This is a genomic window from Candidatus Uhrbacteria bacterium (genome assembly GCA_016187485.1).
Lineage (GTDB): Bacteria > Patescibacteriota > Patescibacteriia > UBA9934 > UBA10169 > JACPJO01.
The window spans coordinates 36916-54660 of sequence record JACPJO010000003.1; the positions used below are offsets into that span (position 1 = coordinate 36916).

Genomic DNA, 17745 nt, shown 5'->3' on the forward strand with positions numbered 1-17745 from the left:
TTCCATAGAGGTTTTGCAATGAATCTTCCCGCTTACTTCTGGCATGTGCACAGCAATAACCCAAGCGGCGGGCCCAAGGTCATGGTCTTGGGCGGCACGCATGGGGATGAGCACACGGGACTCTGGGTCGTCCATCATCTGCTCAAGAAGTTCGGCATCGAGGGCGCGCCCTGCGGTTCGTACCAGGCCAATGGGATGTTGGGCGATCTCTACATCGGGATCGGCAACCCAGAGGCGGTTCTGCGCGGCGTGCGCGGTGTCTCCATCGAGAAGGACCTGAACCGGTGCTTCGAACCGATGGTCATGGACAGTCCGGCCAACACGTTCCACGATGTCATGCGGGCGCGGGAACTCTTCCCGCTCCTCTGTCAGATGGACTACCTCTTCGACATCCATGCCGTGAGCAACCCCAAAGCCTCACCCTTCGTCTGCTTCGGCAAGATGACGCCCGAGCACCGGCGGCTGTGCGACCTCATTCCGGTCCGGCACATCCTCACGGACCCCGACAACATCCTGCCCACGGACGATCCGGGAAGCCAGATGCTCTCGACGACCGACGCGGTCGTGGACCGCAACGGCGGGACGGCGATCACCTACGAGACCGGCTTCCAGAGCGATGCATCCAAGCTCCCGCGGGCGATCCGTGTGCTCGTGCGGCTCCTGTGCGGGGAAGGGGCAGGGGTGATCGACGACCGTCTTGCACGGCACATCCTCAAGGGCGTCAAGTACGTGCGCCCTACGATGCCCGATCAACGCGTGTTCGCGCTGACCCATTGCCTCGTTGCCAGGAGCACAGACCTCGGGTTCGAGCATGGGAAGAAGAGCATGCTCAAGAACTGGCACCCTGTGTGCAAGGGGGAGCGCTACGGACGCTACACGGATGATGGAGAGGTCGTCCTCATTCCGGCGGACGGGTTCATCGTTTTTCCCACGAAGCCCGACCGGATGAAGCCCAACAAGGCGATGGTCTACATCGCCCGTGCACTCTAGGGATCCATGATCTCTTTCTCTCCCTCGTCCACGGACGAGGTTTCGACTTTTTACAGCGTTTCGAAAACCCGCCGATGTGCAGCGGGTAGGACTTCTCTGGCGGCGTTCTCTAGCCAAGCCGTTCGAAGTATTGAAGAAATGTACGTGCGTCGCCCTTGCGGCTCGAAGAAAAAAAGCGTCGTCCATGCCGAGTGTCCACCGCGTAGAGGAGGTTCTGACGGTCGGCGAGCATCATGCGCTGGTAGACGGTGCCATTTGCCACCCGGAAGAATTTATACGTCGCGAACGTGACAGGCACGCGTTCCTCGAACGCGTGGGCATCCTCTTCCGTACCAAAGCCCGCGCGGACAAGGCGTACTCCCTCCTTCATGCGACTCCCGAGAAGGTGGAAGTAGTCCGTCGGGAGCGGCTTTGTGAGTTCCTCTGCAAGGTCCATGGTTACCAGAATCTCCTCCCTTGCATTACCAACGAGGGACATGGCAAGGGAAAGAATCTGGTCTGCCGGAACGCAACAGCGACCGACAAGGAGCCGGCACAATTGCTGTTTAATCATGTGCACCTCGATCCGTGTTTAAGATACAGGAAGCGCGGATACCAAGCAATCTTCCTCTTTCAGCGTTCCGTGCCGGGCAAGTTATCCACAAAAATGTTTGCGCGAAAGGTGCTTGTTTTGAATACTCGAGTCCTAGGAGGTGCCAAGCCATGACGGATCTCGGTATTGCTGCATCGGTCGCGGCCAACCAGATGCACGGGGACGATGGAGACGGTCGGATTATTCTCGCTCACGGCGACATCCGCCCTCTGCAGAGTCAGGTTGAGTCTGCTCATCAGACGCTCGACAACGTGGACCAGATCTTCCCCCTCGAAACGGGGGAAGGGGGGTCGGCGCCGGTCGAGGTTGATACGTCGGCCAACATGCTCGCGCCTCCGCCCCGCACTGACCCGGAGATCATCCGGCAGCTCTGGGAGAAGGTGAAGGACATGCGACGTCGCCGCCGGGCGCGGATCGATGAAGCGTGGAGGCGGTTGGGTGAGCTCGGTCGCGCGGCAGTCGAGCAGGCCGGCCCGCCTTCGACGGATGCTGTCGCAGTGGCTCTGCGTGAAATCGTGGGGCACGCGTACGCGGCCGCCGAGGTTACCGAGACGCTCCAGCGCCTGGGAGTGCTCGTCTCGTCGCGGCAGTCTCTTCTCGAGACCATGCTCTTCTGGCGCCTGTCCGAGTCCGTTCGGACCGAGATGCGCCACCAGGACCTCCTTACCCTCGTGAACGTGTTCATCGAGGTCGAGGAAGGGTTCCCCTACGCCTGGCCGTTTCAATTGTCGCCGCTCGTGTTCCCCTTCATCTCGGAAGAGGCGAATCATGCCCTCGCGCTCCTTGAGGGCAAGGCTTTGGCCTGTTGGGCTCCGGAAGGGGACGACGAGCGCGCGCCGGTGGTGCACGACCTGGCGCTTGAAGTGCTTCACGCGGCCACTGTCTGCGCAGGCTCTTCGCGCGAGGCATGTGCGCACGACCTCAACTGGAGCAACTGGCGCTACGCCATGATGACGCTCAAGCGCTACCCCAAGTACTGGCGACTGTGGGGCGACGCGCTCCAGTTCCTCTCCGTTCATTTTTTCGGATCGACGCTCCTCGAGAACGTCTGACACGACTTTTCTTGCGACGCCAAAAGCGTCGCTTTCGACTTTATACACACAGGCGCCCCGTTTTGTCGGAAACTCCTGACAACACTTTTGCGCAAGAATGAGTTGTTTTCGTAACCCTTGTTGGAAACTAATGACAGAAACTGCTTAGTTTAGCCAAAAAACCATTGACAAAACCGCATTTTTCTGGCGTAATGACACTGTTAACACGCTCGATATGCCCACAAATATATCGAGGACCGCCGGCGGTCGGTAATCGCGAGGATGGAGGTGCTACAATCTATAGAGCTCGTGTGCGTCCGTGTGGAATGCTTATGGATGTACATGTGGCCACACGACTTTTTGGACAGTCCCTTATGGGACAAGCATCTCATCTATATGATGTCCCCTGAACGTATTGGATATCTACTCCTAGGCCTCACCCTCGCGGCCGCCGTTTTGTACGGACTCTTCGAGCTTCGGGCCCGTACGAACACACAACCGTCGTCGCAGGCGGAATCGAGAGAGGGGGAGACCCCGCTTCCGCCTGGCGATGAACTTGATCGGATCTTGGCTTCACTACCTTCGTCGGAACGTTCCACGTTCGATCCTGCATCGATCGAGTGGGTTCCCTACACCGACGGCACGGACAAGTTTTTCCTCGAACGTCCGCGTGGGTGGGAAATAACCGAGACGGCTCATGCAACCTATCCGGAGGCTCGACGCATTACCGTAGTCGAGGGGCAAGCGGCGTTCACAATCTATCCGCGCGGGGAATTCGACTACGGTCTTCCGGCGCGTCCGTCAGCCAGTACGGCGGTCGCGGTAAGTGGACGACCGGCGACTCTGCGTGAGTGGAATCTGCCAGATGGGTCTTGGCTTGCTGTTGCGACGCTCGATGAGCAGCCAACCGAGGGATTCCGCATCGAACTCTCGGTTCTGAATCCAAGTCTTGTCTCACAGCAGATTCTACGCGAGATGCTTAGTCGCTTTCAGCTTCTCTAAATTTTTCTCCCAGATCTCCCTTGCTTCCTGCCTAGGATAGCAGGGGAGGTCTCCCAAGTAATTCTGCTTGGGCGGTCTCACGGTGATTCTGTCACTGGAGAGAGCCATGTTTCGTGTTCCTTTCTTTCCTTCCATCCGCTTCCTGCCCCGCGTGTTCTGGATCGTCATGGCGTTCTTCCTGTTCTGCGAGAACGGCTGCAACCTGAAGAGCGCGGACGACATCGCCGCCCTGCGCGCGGAACATCCGGACGGTGCCAACACGGGCGGCGAGGACACGGGCCACGGTGAGGACGACGAGTCCCCGCCGCTGCCCGGCGGCAACGACGACGGCGGCGAGGGCGGACCCACCGACGAGTGGGGGAACCCACTCCCGCTCCTCTCGCTTCCCTTCGAGGAAGGCGACGCACGTCTGTGCACGCAAGGTGCCAACGACCTGCCGACGCACCAGTTCCCCTCCACCAAGTGGGGGGTGGACTGGGACACGAGCAACACGGTGGACGAACCGGTGTTCTCGCCGGTGCCGGGTGTGGTACACGTGCACGACGACCCCACGAACGGGTTCGGCCGGCACGTGTGCGTGGAACTTGACGATGCGATCAACCGCTCCGTCTGTCTGGCCCACCTCGACGCGATTTTCGTCGCCGACGGCACTCACGTGCAGGCGGGACAGATCATCGGCATCGAAGGATGCACTGGCAACTGCACGGGCGACCACGTCCACATGGGGCTCATGGAGGGCGACCCCTCGGCAAGCGCCGACGACCTCCTCTCGATTCCCTTCGCGTACCAGACGCGTGACGTAACGACGGATGAAGTCATGGCCTACAGCCTGCCGGTCGAAGACCTTGTCTGCGGCCTCACGACGGGACATCACTACGAGTCGCAGCTGCGCGCGCCGCGCTGGCACCCCGACGGGGTGCTCGTGCAAGTACCGGGCAGCCCCGACATCTACGTGGTGGACCAGGGCACGCTCCACCTCATCGAGGACGAAGAAGTGTTCTCGAGCTACAACTGGAAATTCTCGAACGTCGTCCAGATCTCGCCGCGTGAGTTCGCGTGCTGGGACGTGGGGGAGACCCTCATGGTTCCCGAGTGCTACCGCGCCGCCGTAGATTCGAACGGGATGGCGTGGATGGCCTACGAGTGCGCGGACAACCCCGGTCGTTTCCGGCGTCCCGTTCCTTTCCAGCCGGCGGAGGCCGTGCTTGACTCGTGGGGGATTGTCTCGGTGGCGCCCTCCGGCTCCGTGCTCGCGGCCACGCTCCTCTCCTACCCGGTCGGTGTCGGCCCTGCGTATCTGCGTGACGGCACGATCGTACGAGAAACGTCGAGCGATCAGCTCTACGTCATCATCGAGAGCGTCGCCATGCCTTTCGACGACCCCTCGGTGTGGGAAGTCCTGGGCCTCTCCCGGCTCCCCGTCATCGTCGTGCCAGACGGAACGCTCGAAAGCATCGTGCTCGCGACGGGCGACTGCGATGCCTATCAAGGGTGTGTGGACTGGACGCGCGTGCTGCAGTGTGGCGGCTCCATTTCCACCGACTGGGTGGAAGACGGCGGGACGGGCGGAGACGATCCTCCCGAAGACCCTGCTTGCCTCATGGATGCCGATGGAGATGGCGTGGTGGACTGTGACGACAACTGCCCGCTTCACGACAACGCCGATCAGGGCGACGTGGACGCGGATGGTGTCGGCGACTCGTGCGATCCGGATGCCGACGGCGACAGCGTGCCAAACGGCGAGGACTGCGACATGTTCGACGCGAGTGTGGGCGAGTGCCCGCCTCCGGGCGACGACGATGCCGTGCCTGACGACGATGACGAAACGCCTCCAGCCGATGATGACGACTCGCACGACGAGGAGCCGGAGCATCCGCCCGCAGACGACGACGCAACGGAGGACGTGCCTGACGACGACGTAACCGAAGAGCCGACGCCGTCCAGTGATGACGACAGCACGGATCCGCCCGAGGAACTCGAGGACGACCCAACGCCGCCGCCCACGCCCGACGATCCGCCGGTGATCGAGGGGACCTCGATTCTCGAGATCTTCTACACGCCGCCGCCGTTCCTTTCGCCCTACACCGAGATCTCTCTTTCGGGCGAGTACATTCTGGCGGACGGCTCCTACGGCCTCCTCTGGACGTCAGGACTCATGACGATGGTGAACGCCGGAAGCCTCTACTTCCTTCTGCCCGGCGTCGCAAGCGGCGACACTTTCCGCTTCTCCATCGAGTTCTACGATGCGCCCATGAACTACCTCAACTGGGCCTGCGTGCCGCCCGCGCCCTACGCAACGGCGGGCACGCTCTCGGCCTTCGTGGACGGCAACCCCGTCTCGATCGCCCTCATCGACAACTTTCTCGGTGGTTGCGAAGACTTCGTCATGATTCCGTAAGGGGAACGGACGCAACCACTCTTGCCCCGCCATTCGCGGGGCTTTCGAAATTTAGGAGGACTATTACTTCGGGGACCGTTCCCTCTATCGTTGTGGAAAGCTTTTTCCCCAGCGGTGCTATAATGAACACCAGAATATGCGCGCGTGGATCAAACACGCCATTTCGGTTTTGGGAAGGAAAAAAATCTTGCCGCTTGTTTTGTTTTTTTTGCTCGTCCCCGCATTTGCGTTTGCGGCGGATACGGAAATTCCCGACGGCATCGAATCTTTTTTGCTTGTGATCGGCGGGCTCATGCTTCACGTGGTGAACGCGATGGGGAAACTCATCTCTACACTCATGGAGCTCGTGATTGTTCCTATCATGCAGTACGACGGGTTTGCGTCGAGTAAGGTGATCGGCGCTGGGTGGGGAGTGGTGCGCGACATCATGAACATGGGGTTCATCGTGGCACTGCTCATTATCGCCATGGTGACGATATTTGGCGGGCAAGTAGGATCATGGTCGGTGAAGTGGCAGCAGCAGATTCCGCGGCTTCTCCTTTTCGCTATCCTTATCAACTTCAGCCGTCTTATTTGCAGCCTGCTTATTGATATTGGGCAGGTGTTCATGCTCACGTTCGCCAACGCCGTCAAAGACATCGCCGGTGGGAATATTATCCAACTCTTTGGTTTGCCGGATATTGTCAGCTTTGATACCGACAAAATCGCCAAACTCTTGGAAAAGGATCCAAACGGGCAGGGAGTGGATCCCTTTGGGCTTTTCGCTTCGGCATTTTTGGCGCTCATCATGATGCTTGTTGTGCTTGGCACCATGATTATTCTTACCGTCGTTCTTATCTACCGCATCGTAATGCTTTGGATTTTGGTTGTTCTCTCGCCGCTCGCATTTTTCTTTGGTGGCGCTAAAGGACTTTTTGGTAGCAAGGTGAAACCCTATGAAGACTGGTGGGCGAAGTTCACAGGCTCTGTGGCCGTCGGTCCCGTGCTCATTTTCTTCTTATGGCTCACGCTTTCGGTAGCGGGAAGCGGTAATATTGCAGCGTCGGAAGAGTTCCCCGTGGGCACATCCGCACGGACAGATTTTGATGCAAGCGGTCCAAACGGCAACCAATTTTTGATCCGCATCGGCGAACCTGGACGACTTTTAAGCTTCATTATCGGCATTGGCATGATGTATGCGGGTTTTGAAGCAGCCACGAGTTTTGCCGGCGCGCTTCCGGGCGCCGCATCCAAATTGGTATCGGGCGGCGTGCGCGGCGCGCTTGGCATTGGGGCGGGAGCGACGGCGGGCGCTGCTTTGTTGGCCGGACGCGGCGCGCTCAAGGCGGGCGCGCTTGGTGCGCGTGGCGCCGCAGCTGTTGGGGGTGCAGGTTTTGGGTTTCTGGCAAAAACAGGTGGAGGTCAAGCGGTTCAAAGCGCTGTGGCGGGAGCGGCTCGTGGGCTTGGAGGCGCGCTTCAGGGAACGGGTGCTCTTGGTGCGGCGTTGGGGCTTCGTGCTCTTGGACGCAAGGCAACGCGTACGGGCACCGAGCTTGAGGAGAACCGCCGTACCGCTCTTGCGGAGCGCGTGAAGAAAGAGGGCGAGGACGTTAAGGAATACACAAAGGATGAAATTGACGCGAACTTGAAGTCGAAAGCACTGACACCAGACGGCGTGGCGCGTCAGCAGGCTATGCGCTATCGCGTGCTTACGGACGACAAACTGCGTAAAGAGTACGACCAGGAAGATCTCCAGAAGATGGTGGGCGAGTTTGAAAAAGCCGGAGGCGAGGAAATGCTTCATGGCGACCACGACATGGAGAAGAAGTACAAGGATGCGTTGAAGAAGCGGCCGGACTTGATTGGCGATCCGGCGAAACGCGAAAAGGTGATTGGCGAACTGGATGAGACAGAGATCTTGGGACTCGACGCCGACGCGTATAAAGACGGTGCTGTGCAATCTCGCCTCAAGGAGATGAAGTGGTACGACCGCGGAGCCAATAAAGAAATCTCTATGTACGATCGCATCAAGGGCGGTCGTGGCGGCGTGAAGAAATCTCTCCAGAAGGCTTTGGAGGAAGCCGAATCCGGGAAAACACTTGATGCCACAAAGATTTCGGACGATGGAACCCGTGCGCTTCCGGAATCCAAACAGACGGAAGCAAACTTGGCAGAACTGGCGAGACAAGACAAGAATGATGCGCGGCCACTTGGGAAGCTCACCAGTCTGGTGGAATCGCCTAATTTCCAGATTCAGCGCCTTGATGTTGGTCTGTTGAACGATCCCAAAGCGGCAGCAGCGCTTGCCGCAGCAACCCCGCAAGCGCTCTCGCGTTTAGCGCAGCACCCCGAACAGTCCTCCGCATTCCAGGCGGGTCTTGCCGAGGCACTGGCGGATCCGGCGGTCGCAGGCAAAACGAAAGGTCAAATGCGCGAGGCGATGCTCATGAGCGCGGGCGACAGCAGCAAACTGCACGAATCGTTTGGCTACAACCAAACAACAAACACTGTTTCGACAGAAGGAGCCGCGGCACTCAAGTCAGCGCTCAAAGCACGTCCCGAACTTGCCATTAAATTTGGCGGGGATATCACGGTGAAAAACGGGTTTGGGAAAGCAATCGCGGCCAACATCGACATTAATCAGCTAAGCCAGGCATACCGTTCTGCCGACGCGACGCAGAAAGACGACTACGCGAAGGTCTTTGAAAATCTCGGCGATCTTCTTGACGATCGTACGATGGAACTTGAGCGCACGGTGGAGGATCGTACACTGGTGAGCAAGATAGCTATCCAGAATCAACTTGCAGGAATTTCGCTCTCGGACGGAGAGCGCGCGGCGATTGATGCTCTGCATGCAACAGAAAAAGAGTTAGCCGCTATCAAGCGCAACATGGATAATTTCCGCCGCCTCAACCCCAATAGTACCTAACATGGAGGACGTGTCTCCCGCCCAATCTGCCGCGTATCCAACGGAGGTCTACGACATCTTAGCCGATGAGAGCTCTATCGATGTGATTCGCGCTATCATGCGCGACCATCATTTGGAAGAGAAAGCGTATGAGGTGCTTGCGCCAATTCAGCGTCTGATGGTAGAGGGGAAGTTGGAACCGAAAAATCTTTCGGCGCGTTTTGAGGAACGGCTGAAGCTTCCACCGGAGCAGGCGCGCGTCTTGGCTCACGACGTCCTGCAAAAACTTCTACGTTCTCTTGCACCGTGGATCCCTGCGATTTCTTCTGCCATGAATGAAACGGGAGTCTCCCCGATCGTCCCTGCTCCCGTGCCGGACCTTCCCGTCCCGCTTACTCCCATGATGTTTGTGGAGCGTGAACTAGAGAAGTTTCACTTGGAGCTGCCGGAACCTCGCGTGCAGGACCGCTTTCGTACACTGCTTGCAAATTTTGTCGCCGGCTCCAAGCCGCGCGCAGAGGTAATGGACATGCTCACACGGGCACGAAAAGTGGGAGGGCTGGAGCTTGATGCTGCAGCGTCTGAAGAACTCCTGCGCGGATTAGAAGAAGAGGCAAAAAATACCGTGATCGCCAAACCACTCAAGCCGGAAGTTCCTGTGCGTCTTCCCCCGCTTCCTCAACCCGCATCCGCTCCTGTCGCCCCGCAAAAAAAATTCGAGGCAGAAACGATAAAACCCGAAGATCAATCGGAAGTGGAAGCGCACAAAGGACGTATCCCGACTCACCCCCCTCTGCACAACATAGACGAAGCGATGGCAGAGGTTGTGAAAGTTGCAAAGGCGCTTGCCTTGTCCGAAAAAGAGGCACGTCAGTTTTCGCACATTGCGGATACGCGTTTGAAAGATGTGCGGGATGCCTACGCAACGCGGCGTGCGCTTGAAGATGAACCGGTCTTTGGTGGTCTCGGACTTTCTGGCACCCGCCTCTCGCAAGCCTTAGAAATTATTGAGGGGGCTTACAGCCGGCTTGAACAGTCTGCACACGAGACGCTGCGCCAGCAACGTGATGCGTACATCCGCGCGCGTCAGGAAAAACACCTCAAGCCGGAAATACCGGAACCAGATTCTTCGTCTCTACCCGCACCCGTTCCCTCGTCGCCTCCGCCACATGCTTCGCGCGGGCGCGTGCAAGATGTTGCCCCGCCTCGGCGTTTGTCCGGACCACTGGAAGAGCTTGCCACGATGGGGCTAGCCGATTTCCGCCGGTTGGGCGCAAATGAAAGAGAATCCTCCGACCGCATTGTTCAGATGTTGGAACTTCTCGGCGAAGAGTCCTACGGGAAACGTCTAGCGGGACTTCAGGCTTGGCGTAAGAGTCCACTTACCGCCCAATACATTTCCCTCCTCACGCAGGCTCTGCGTGACCACAAGTCCGTGGCAGACATTCTGGCGGTTCATCGTAAAGTAGGGGAGGATACCCTCTCGCTTGGGGAGTTTCAAGCGCTGGTTCTCCTCAACGGAAGACTGAAGATTTGATATACTCGACCTGTGCAGTCCCAATTTACTGTTCCACAATTCATAGATGCCGAGGATAAAATTATCGGACCGATCACGGTTCGGCAGTTTGTCATCCTGCTTGTGGCGGGACTCTTAGCCACGCTCTTTTATCGCCTCTTTGATTTCTCCTTATTCCTCTTGATAGCGGTACCCCTTCTTATGTTTTCGGGACTTCTTGCGTTCATGAAAGTAAACGGCGTACCGGTGCATTTTTTCATCTTGAACGTTATTCAGACGTTTCGCCGTCCGGCGCGTCGCGTATGGGATAAATCCCTTACAGACGCCCAACTGAAAGAGCGCATGCACGCAGAAGTAGTTGTCGCGTTACCGGAAACTCCGCGAAAAGCGCCGCTCAATAGCTCGCGTATCGCGGACCTGTCGCTTATTGTAAACACGGGTGGTGTGTACAACCCTGACGAAGATACGGTGTATGGCTCGCAAAAATGATCCGCAAAAACAAAAGAAGGCTAAGCCGGGATTGCCGACCCAGCGGTATCTTGATATCGCGGAGGTTCGGGAAGACAGTGTGGTGCTGAAAGACGGAACGATGCGTGCCGTGCTTATGGTCTCGAGCATTAACTTTGCGCTCAAAAGCGAGGACGAGCAGACCGCGATTATCCAGAGCTATATGGCATTTTTGAACGCGCTTGAATACCCCATTCAAGTCGTCATCCAGTCGCGCAAGATGAATATTGATCGTTATCTGAAGACGCTTGCGAGTGCTGAGCGCACGACGCAAAACGATGCGCTACGCAATCAAATCACCGATTACCGTGCCTTTGTGCGCGAGCTGGTGAGTCTTGGCGAGATCATGGAGAAGCGTTTTTACGTCGTCGTCCCTTATGACCCACACACGGACAAAGGAAAGGGATTTTTCCGCCGCTTGAAGGAATCGCTCTCTCCCTCCACCGTACTTCGTCTCAAAGCCAAGCAATTTGCAGACCGGTTGGAGCAACTCAATCGCCGTGTCTCTATTATCCAGGGGGCACTGCAGAGCATGTCGCTTAGTAGCGCGCGTCTGGACACACAGGGACTCATAGAACTCTACTACATTGCGTACAACCCTGACGTGTTTGAGCAAGAGCGTATGACGGATATTTCTAAACTGCGCGTGGAAGAAAACTTTTAGTTATGGCTTTTGACGTTTCACAATTAAAACGCGATGCGACTTCGAGCGCGCCACAGGCGGCGCCGACGCTTTCGGATAAAGAAATCCAAGAACAGGAGACGACACAACTTATTGAAGAGGAGCGCATTTATGCGCGCGGCACGGCGGCGGTGCGCGACCTCATTGCGCCCGCGGCGTTTGAAGTGAACCCGCGCTTTCTTCTGCTTTCAGGCGTGTATGTGCGCACGATCTTCATTGTCAATTATCCGCGGTACGTGTCGGTGGGGTGGTCGGCGTCTATCATCAACATGAACAAGACGTTTGACGTCGGCATGTTCTTCTATCCCGTGAAGGCCTCCATTATTCTCAAGCAATTGCAGAAGAAAGTCGGCGTGCTTGAAGCGGGAATTGCGGGCGATCACGAAAAAGGCAAGCCGCGCGATCCTATTAAGGAAACGGCACTTCGCGACATTGAACAATTGCGCGACGACCTCACACAAGGTATTGAGCACTTTTTCCAGTTTGCTTTCTATCTGACTATCTATGCCAAGACCGAAGACGATCTGGACCGGCTAAGCGGGGAGATTGAGTCTGAGTTTGGCGGGAAGCTCATCTTCAGCAAAAAAGGTTTTTATCAGTCCGAGCAGGGATTCAACTCTACGCTCCCGCTTGGCAATGACGAACTCCTCATTACGTTTAACATGAACACCTCGCCTATCGCGAGTTCATTCCCGTTCATTTCTGCCGATCTCACTTCCGACAACGGTATTCTCTATGGCGTAAATCGGCACAACAACAGTTTGATTATCTTCGATCGGTTCAGCCTGCAAAACGCGAACTCTGTGGTCTTTGCTACGTCGGGTGCGGGGAAAAGTTATGCCATTAAACTGGAGATCATCCGCTCGCTGATGCTTGGCACGGAAGTGATTGTGATTGACCCGGAGATGGAATACAAAACGCTCTCCGAAGCGGTGGGCGGAACATATGTAAACATCTCGCTTTCGTCAGAGGCGAAAGTCAATCCTTTTGACCTCCCGCGTCCCAAAGGAGAGGAGGCCGATGTTGACGACATTATCCGTTCGGCGGTCATTACGCTTAAGGGATTGCTCCGTATCATGATTGGTCAACCGATCGGGGGGAGCTCGGTGATTGGCTTTACCCCGCAGGAAGATTCTATTTTGGATCGAGCGCTCATTGAAACGTACGCCAAGAAAGACATTACGGCAGAGACGCGAGACCTTACGGGGCTTGAAATGCCCATCATGCAGGACTTGATTGATATACTTGCGGGCATGGAGGGGGCGGGGAATTTGGTGGAGCGGCTGGAAAAGTACGCAACGGGCACCTTCTCAGGACTCCTCAATTCTCCAACCACAGTGGAAATGAACAACCAGTTGGTGGTCTATTCCGTGCGTGATTTGGAGGATGAACTGCGCCCCACGGCGGTGTATACCATCGTGAACCACATTTGGAACGTGGTGAGGTCGGAACGCAAAAAGCGCCTATTGGTGATCGATGAAGCCTGGTGGCTCATGCAACATGATGATTCGGCGAAATTCATTTTCGCACTTGTGAAGCGTGCGCGCAAATACTATTTGGGCGTCACGACGATCACACAGGATGTGAATGACTTTTTGCGCTCGCCCTACGGACAGGCGATCGTGACGAACTCGTCGCTCCAACTTCTTATGAAGCAATCCCCGGCGGGGGTAGAATTAGTGAAAGAGACTTTTCACTTAACGGACAACGAAAAATATCTTCTTCTGGAGGCTGGCGTGGGAGAGGGGATTCTTTTCGCGGGAAGCAAGCATGCGGCGATTAAAGTCGTTGCCTCGTATAACGAAGATCGTATTATTACAACGAACCCCGAACAACTGCTGCGTATAGAGGAAGAGCGGGCAAAGGCGGCGGCAGAGAACGCTCCAACGGAGACTGGAGGAAGGCCGGATATTCGCACGCAAGCGGCGGCGGCGCTTGAGGCGCCCGAAAATCTTGTATGAGCAGACGAACAAAAATCACTGTCCTCTTACTGGTTCTTTTGCTTGCGCTTCTTTTGTGGTGGCTTTTGCGTCGCAAGGAAGAGATAGTGACGCCGGTACAAAACCAGCCAGCGGCAGAAGAGCAAGCCACGCCAACAAAGACATCTCTCGTCGCGCCGCTTGTGGTGCGTGAAAGCGCTAGCGAAGAAGAAGCGGGAGCGGTGGCGGTGGCGCGCATGTTTGCCGAACGTTATACAAGCTTTTCGTCTGAGAGCGATTTTGCCAACGTGCGTGATCTCTTTCCGCTCATGACCGCGTCTCTTTTGGCAAAAGAAGAAGCGCGTATACATGCGGCAGGCACAGAGGGCGCGTATCTGGGCATCACGTCGTCCGTCGTTACCATTGCAACAGTGGAGATGGATGAAGCACGGGCGGTGGTGGATGTTGGTCTACAACGACAAATAACACAGGGAGAAGAACGCGTACGCGAGACCCGCTACGAGACGCTGCGCCTTACGCTTATACAAGAAGAAGGGGAGTGGTTGGTGTCCGTGGCGGCGTGGCTCAAATAGACTCCTATGTGGCAATGGTTTCTTGAGGGGTTGTTTCCGCGTCTGTGCGTGCGCTGTGGCAAGGAGGGAGCCGATGTATGCCCGACGTGCTTTGCTACGGTTTTTGAAAATGCGCCGCGGTTGGCGTGCCCCGTGTGCAACACATACTCCTCGATTGGTGCGCGGTGTGGTTCGTGCAAAGGGGCCCTCGACGGGCTTTTATTTTGTGCATCCTACGCGGATCCTGTGGTGCGCGGTCTTATTGAGCGCTGGAAGTTTTCGTTTGCGCGCACCGTTGAAGAATCTCTGGCACAACTTTTTTCGCGTGCCCCACTGGATCGAGCGCTGGCCGGTGACGACTGGGTAGTGGTTCCTATTCCGCTCCACGCAAAACGCAAACGCTGGCGCGGGTTCAATCAAGCAGAGTGGGTGGCACGACAGGTGGGGACGCGTCTGCGGCTTCCCGTGGTTCAGGCGCTTGCGCGCACGCGTGCGACAACGCAACAAGCACGCCGCTCCGCTGAACAAAAAAAGAGAGGGGACCTCTCTGGCGTATTTGAGGCCGCACAACCCGTCACCGGCCGGGTGATTCTCTGTGATGATGTTTACACCTCTGGCGCCACGATGGAAGCTGCTGCCTCGGCCCTCAAACAGGCCGGCGCTACATCCGTCTGGGGTGTCGCCATTGCACGGAGTTAGGTAGCGTTGATCCATTATCGAAATCCTGATAGAGTGCCCGCGCGTGGAGAGGTGCCCGAGCGGCTGCCCGCCAAAGGCGGGTCCGCCTCTGGCGGAAAGGGAGCAGTTATATGCCCATCGTCTACGTCCTATTAAGCGATAAAACAGGCAGGCATTATACGGGGTCTTCTCGTGACGATAACGTGGACGGTCGTCTCAAGAGGCATAATACTGGCCTTGTTCAATCCACAAAGCATGGTAGGCCTTGGCGTGTTGTACTCACGCAGATGTACGATACGTACCGTGAGGCAAGAAAGCAGGAATTGTTTCTCAAATCTGGTGTGGGTCGTGAGAAATTGAGAGAGTTCTTTAATGATCCAAAACACGGAGAGGTGCCCGAGCGGCTGAAGGGAGCAGTTTGCTAAACTGTTATACGCTCAAAAAGTGTATCGAGGGTTCGAATCCCTCCCTCTCCGCCATTCGACTCGCTTCGCTCGCTCATGGTCTTCGACCAGCGAAAAATGAAGCGAGTCGAATGCCCTGAGCCTGTCGAAGAGCCGTGAGTTAGTGCCATTAAGCCGCTCATACTTCTGTAAACTCAGTATGACCCTGAGCTCGTCGATGGGTCATGGTCTCCGACCAACGAGAGTGCAAAGCGAGTCAAAGGTCAAGATAATATTACACGGAGAGGTGGCCGAGTGGTTGAAGGCACCGGTCTTGAAAACCGGCAGACCGAAAGGTCTCGTGAGTTCGAATCTCACCCTCTCCGCCAAGTTTTACATTCAGAGTGGTCTCGACAGCCGTTACTAGTAGTGTCTTAAGGACTACCTGTGTCTATCACTTTCGTTACGGGAAATCAGGACAAAGCGGATTATCTTGCGCGGTACTTGGGTATGCCGCTTGAACATACAAAACTTACGCTTGAAGAAATCCAATCACTTGATTTACAAAAAATTGTCGAACACAAGGCGCGACAAGCATACACACAACTACAACGACCAGTAATCGTAGAGGACAACTCTGTAGAATTCGACGCCCTCGGTGGACTCCCGGGCCCGTTTATCAAGTTTTTTGTAGACCACGTCCCACTTGAAGTCATCTGTGGAATGATACATGGCCAATCCCGTGGCGCAACCGCACGCACAGTTATGGGGTACTTCAACGGGACAGGACTGCGTCTTTTTGAAACGTCCTTGCGTGGATCAATCGCACAGGTGCCTGCTGGCGCAAACAGTTTTGGCTGGGACAAGATTTTTATTCCAGACGGCTACACCATCACCCGTGCGCAGATGGACGACGCGGACTATCAGACAACGTATCTCAAAATTAAACCCCTTGCACAAGTAAAGGAATTTCTTTTAGAGGGGTAAGACCCAGCCCCTCTTTATTTAATGGGTAACGTGTTTCGCCACTGCTCCCTGGAGCAGACGGTAAACAGAGCGATGCTCTTTTTTGTATATAGTAAGAATTCCCAAACGTTTTGCGCATCCCACGCATGTCAAATTCTGCGTGGACTTTGTCCACCCCTGCATTCTATCTATATACAAGCGTTTAAGGCTTCCTGTGCCGTCCTTTTGGTACAGGCACACGCGTTCACCGCATGCGGCGCAACGGATGTCGAGGAGACGGGAGTGCCCCCCGCGGGCCTTCTTAAACCGATCGGATTTTAAGGCGGACTTTTTCATGAAGGTCTATTATAGCGGAGGGTTGTGCTCTCTGTGTAGCACCCCCTTGCGCCCAAGGTGAAAGTGGCTATAATGGCCTCATCCTTTGAAAATTAATCAAAGCATATGTCATCAGCAACCAAGGTACTGTTGAGTTTCATCCTTGGGGTCATTGTGGGCTGGGCAGGCTTCGCGGCCTACGGCAACAATGCAGCTCCATTGGACGAGGAGGGTGGGGAGGAACGGGCGGATATCGAGGCTTCCGAGCCGATTACGCTCGGCTTTATTGGCCCTCTCACTGGGGATGCGGCGTCGCTGGGGCTCGCCTCGCGCGCGGCCGTAGAGCTGGCGGTGGAGGACGTCAACCAGGACGGAGGAGTGAACGGACACCGCTTGGAGGTCATTTATGAAGACGGTCAATGCAACCCAACCGCGGGGACCAACGCGGCGGCGAAGCTCATGAACGTGGACAAGGTACCACTCATCATCGGTGGCTTGTGCTCCAGCGAGACGTCGGCCTTTGGCCCGGCAGCCATGCAGAACAAGACGGTAGTACTTTCGTACTGCTCGTCCGCGCCGTCTCTGTCGGATCTCGGAAAGTATTTCTTCCGCGACTATCCGTCTGACTTGGGACAAGGAAAGGTGGCGGCAGAGTATGCCTTCGAAAAACTCAAAGCCCAGAACGTTGCTGTTTTGTTCCACGACACAGCGTGGGGAACAGGACTTCGGGACGTGTTCAAGGGGCGCTTTGAAGAACTTGGCGGAAAAATCGTAAGCGTGGACGGAGCGCCGCAAGATTCGCGTGACTACCGCACTGTGCTCACCAAGATTAAGAACTCCGCGCCTGATGTCATTTACTTTGCCGGCTATCCGGAGGGCAGCATCGCGGCCTTGAAGCAAGCGAACGAGCTTGGGATTACTACACAGTTCCTCGGCGGGGATGCATGGGACGACCCGAAGCTGCACACAGAAGTGAGCGGAAAGGGATCCTATCGCTATGTCGTGCCTGTGGCGAACTTCCCTGAAGATTTCAAGAGTCGGTTGCTTGGAAAGACGGGCGGCGAGCAAGTGCCGATCTGCGCCCCGCAGGCTTATGATGCGGTGAAAGTTGCCACGGAAGTGCTGAAGGCCGTTGGTACGGATCCAGATAAGATTGAGCAAGCAATGCGCAAAGTGAATTACTACGGCGTCTCCGGCCAGATTGCTTTCGACGAAAAAGGAGATTTGACGAGCGGCTCGTATGCGATCCGCGAAGTGAGGGGGGGAAGTTCCGTCGAGGTAAGCGAATAGGGAAAAACAAAACAGCC

General features: G+C 56.3%; 15 protein-coding genes and 2 tRNA genes. 16 read left to right on the forward strand and 1 reads right to left on the reverse strand.

Annotated elements, in window-relative coordinates; translation table 11 throughout:
* Positions 1-18: 18 nt before the first annotated feature.
* The gene (locus HYW18_01065; GenBank protein MBI2484725.1) at positions 19-990 is read left to right on the forward strand and encodes a succinylglutamate desuccinylase/aspartoacylase family protein; all 972 of its coding nucleotides are present in this window, start codon (positions 19-21) and stop codon (positions 988-990) included.
* Positions 991-1099: 109 nt separating this feature from the next.
* On the opposite strand, the gene HYW18_01070 is transcribed toward HYW18_01065, so the two are convergent.
* Complete coding sequence (locus HYW18_01070; protein ID MBI2484726.1) at positions 1100-1543, reverse strand: hypothetical protein; 444 nt, start codon at positions 1541-1543, stop codon at positions 1100-1102.
* A gap of 149 nt (positions 1544-1692) precedes the next feature.
* Here HYW18_01070 and HYW18_01075 point away from each other — a divergent pair, with 149 nt between their 5' ends.
* From HYW18_01075 to HYW18_01145, 15 genes are all read left to right on the forward strand, one after another.
* Complete coding sequence (locus HYW18_01075; GenBank protein ID MBI2484727.1) at positions 1693-2634, forward strand: hypothetical protein; 942 nt, start codon at positions 1693-1695, stop codon at positions 2632-2634.
* A gap of 375 nt (positions 2635-3009) precedes the next feature.
* Positions 3010-3615, forward strand: a complete 606-nt coding sequence (locus HYW18_01080; protein ID MBI2484728.1) for a hypothetical protein — start codon at positions 3010-3012, stop codon at positions 3613-3615.
* Between the two features lie 106 nt (positions 3616-3721).
* Positions 3722-6013 carry a peptidoglycan DD-metalloendopeptidase family protein gene (locus HYW18_01085; GenBank protein ID MBI2484729.1) on the forward strand — a complete coding sequence of 764 codons (2292 nt, stop codon included), beginning with the start codon at positions 3722-3724 and terminating at the stop codon, positions 6011-6013.
* Between the two features lie 136 nt (positions 6014-6149).
* Positions 6150-8921: a hypothetical protein gene (locus HYW18_01090; GenBank protein MBI2484730.1), complete on the forward strand. Its 2772-nt coding sequence runs from the start codon at positions 6150-6152 to the stop codon at positions 8919-8921.
* A gap of 1 nt (position 8922) precedes the next feature.
* Complete coding sequence (locus HYW18_01095) at positions 8923-10437, forward strand: hypothetical protein (GenBank protein MBI2484731.1); 1515 nt, start codon at positions 8923-8925, stop codon at positions 10435-10437.
* A gap of 12 nt (positions 10438-10449) precedes the next feature.
* Positions 10450-10905, forward strand: a complete 456-nt coding sequence (locus tag HYW18_01100) for a PrgI family protein (protein ID MBI2484732.1) — start codon at positions 10450-10452, stop codon at positions 10903-10905.
* Complete coding sequence (locus HYW18_01105) at positions 10889-11587, forward strand: hypothetical protein (protein ID MBI2484733.1); 699 nt, start codon at positions 10889-10891, stop codon at positions 11585-11587. Before HYW18_01100 ends, HYW18_01105 begins: the two co-directional genes overlap by 17 nt.
* A gap of 2 nt (positions 11588-11589) precedes the next feature.
* Positions 11590-13566 carry a DUF87 domain-containing protein gene (locus HYW18_01110; protein MBI2484734.1) on the forward strand — a complete coding sequence of 659 codons (1977 nt, stop codon included), beginning with the start codon at positions 11590-11592 and terminating at the stop codon, positions 13564-13566.
* Entirely contained in the window at positions 13563-14117 is a 555-nt protein-coding gene (locus HYW18_01115; protein MBI2484735.1) for a hypothetical protein, read from the forward strand. Before HYW18_01110 ends, HYW18_01115 begins: the two co-directional genes overlap by 4 nt.
* A gap of 6 nt (positions 14118-14123) precedes the next feature.
* On the forward strand, positions 14124-14795 hold the full coding sequence (locus HYW18_01120; GenBank protein MBI2484736.1) for a ComF family protein: 672 nt from the start codon (positions 14124-14126) through the stop codon (positions 14793-14795).
* 110 nt (positions 14796-14905) lie between these two features.
* The gene (locus HYW18_01125) at positions 14906-15199 is read left to right on the forward strand and encodes a GIY-YIG nuclease family protein (protein MBI2484737.1); all 294 of its coding nucleotides are present in this window, start codon (positions 14906-14908) and stop codon (positions 15197-15199) included.
* A tRNA-Ser gene (locus HYW18_01130) sits at positions 15161-15253 on the forward strand. Before HYW18_01125 ends, HYW18_01130 begins: the two co-directional genes overlap by 39 nt.
* Before the next feature lie 205 nt (positions 15254-15458).
* Positions 15459-15546: transfer RNA gene (locus HYW18_01135), tRNA-Ser, on the forward strand.
* Between the two features lie 58 nt (positions 15547-15604).
* Entirely contained in the window at positions 15605-16144 is a 540-nt protein-coding gene (locus tag HYW18_01140) for a non-canonical purine NTP pyrophosphatase (protein ID MBI2484738.1), read from the forward strand.
* 420 nt (positions 16145-16564) lie between these two features.
* Complete coding sequence (locus HYW18_01145; protein ID MBI2484739.1) at positions 16565-17728, forward strand: ABC transporter substrate-binding protein; 1164 nt, start codon at positions 16565-16567, stop codon at positions 17726-17728.
* The last annotated feature ends 17 nt before the right edge of the window (positions 17729-17745 follow it).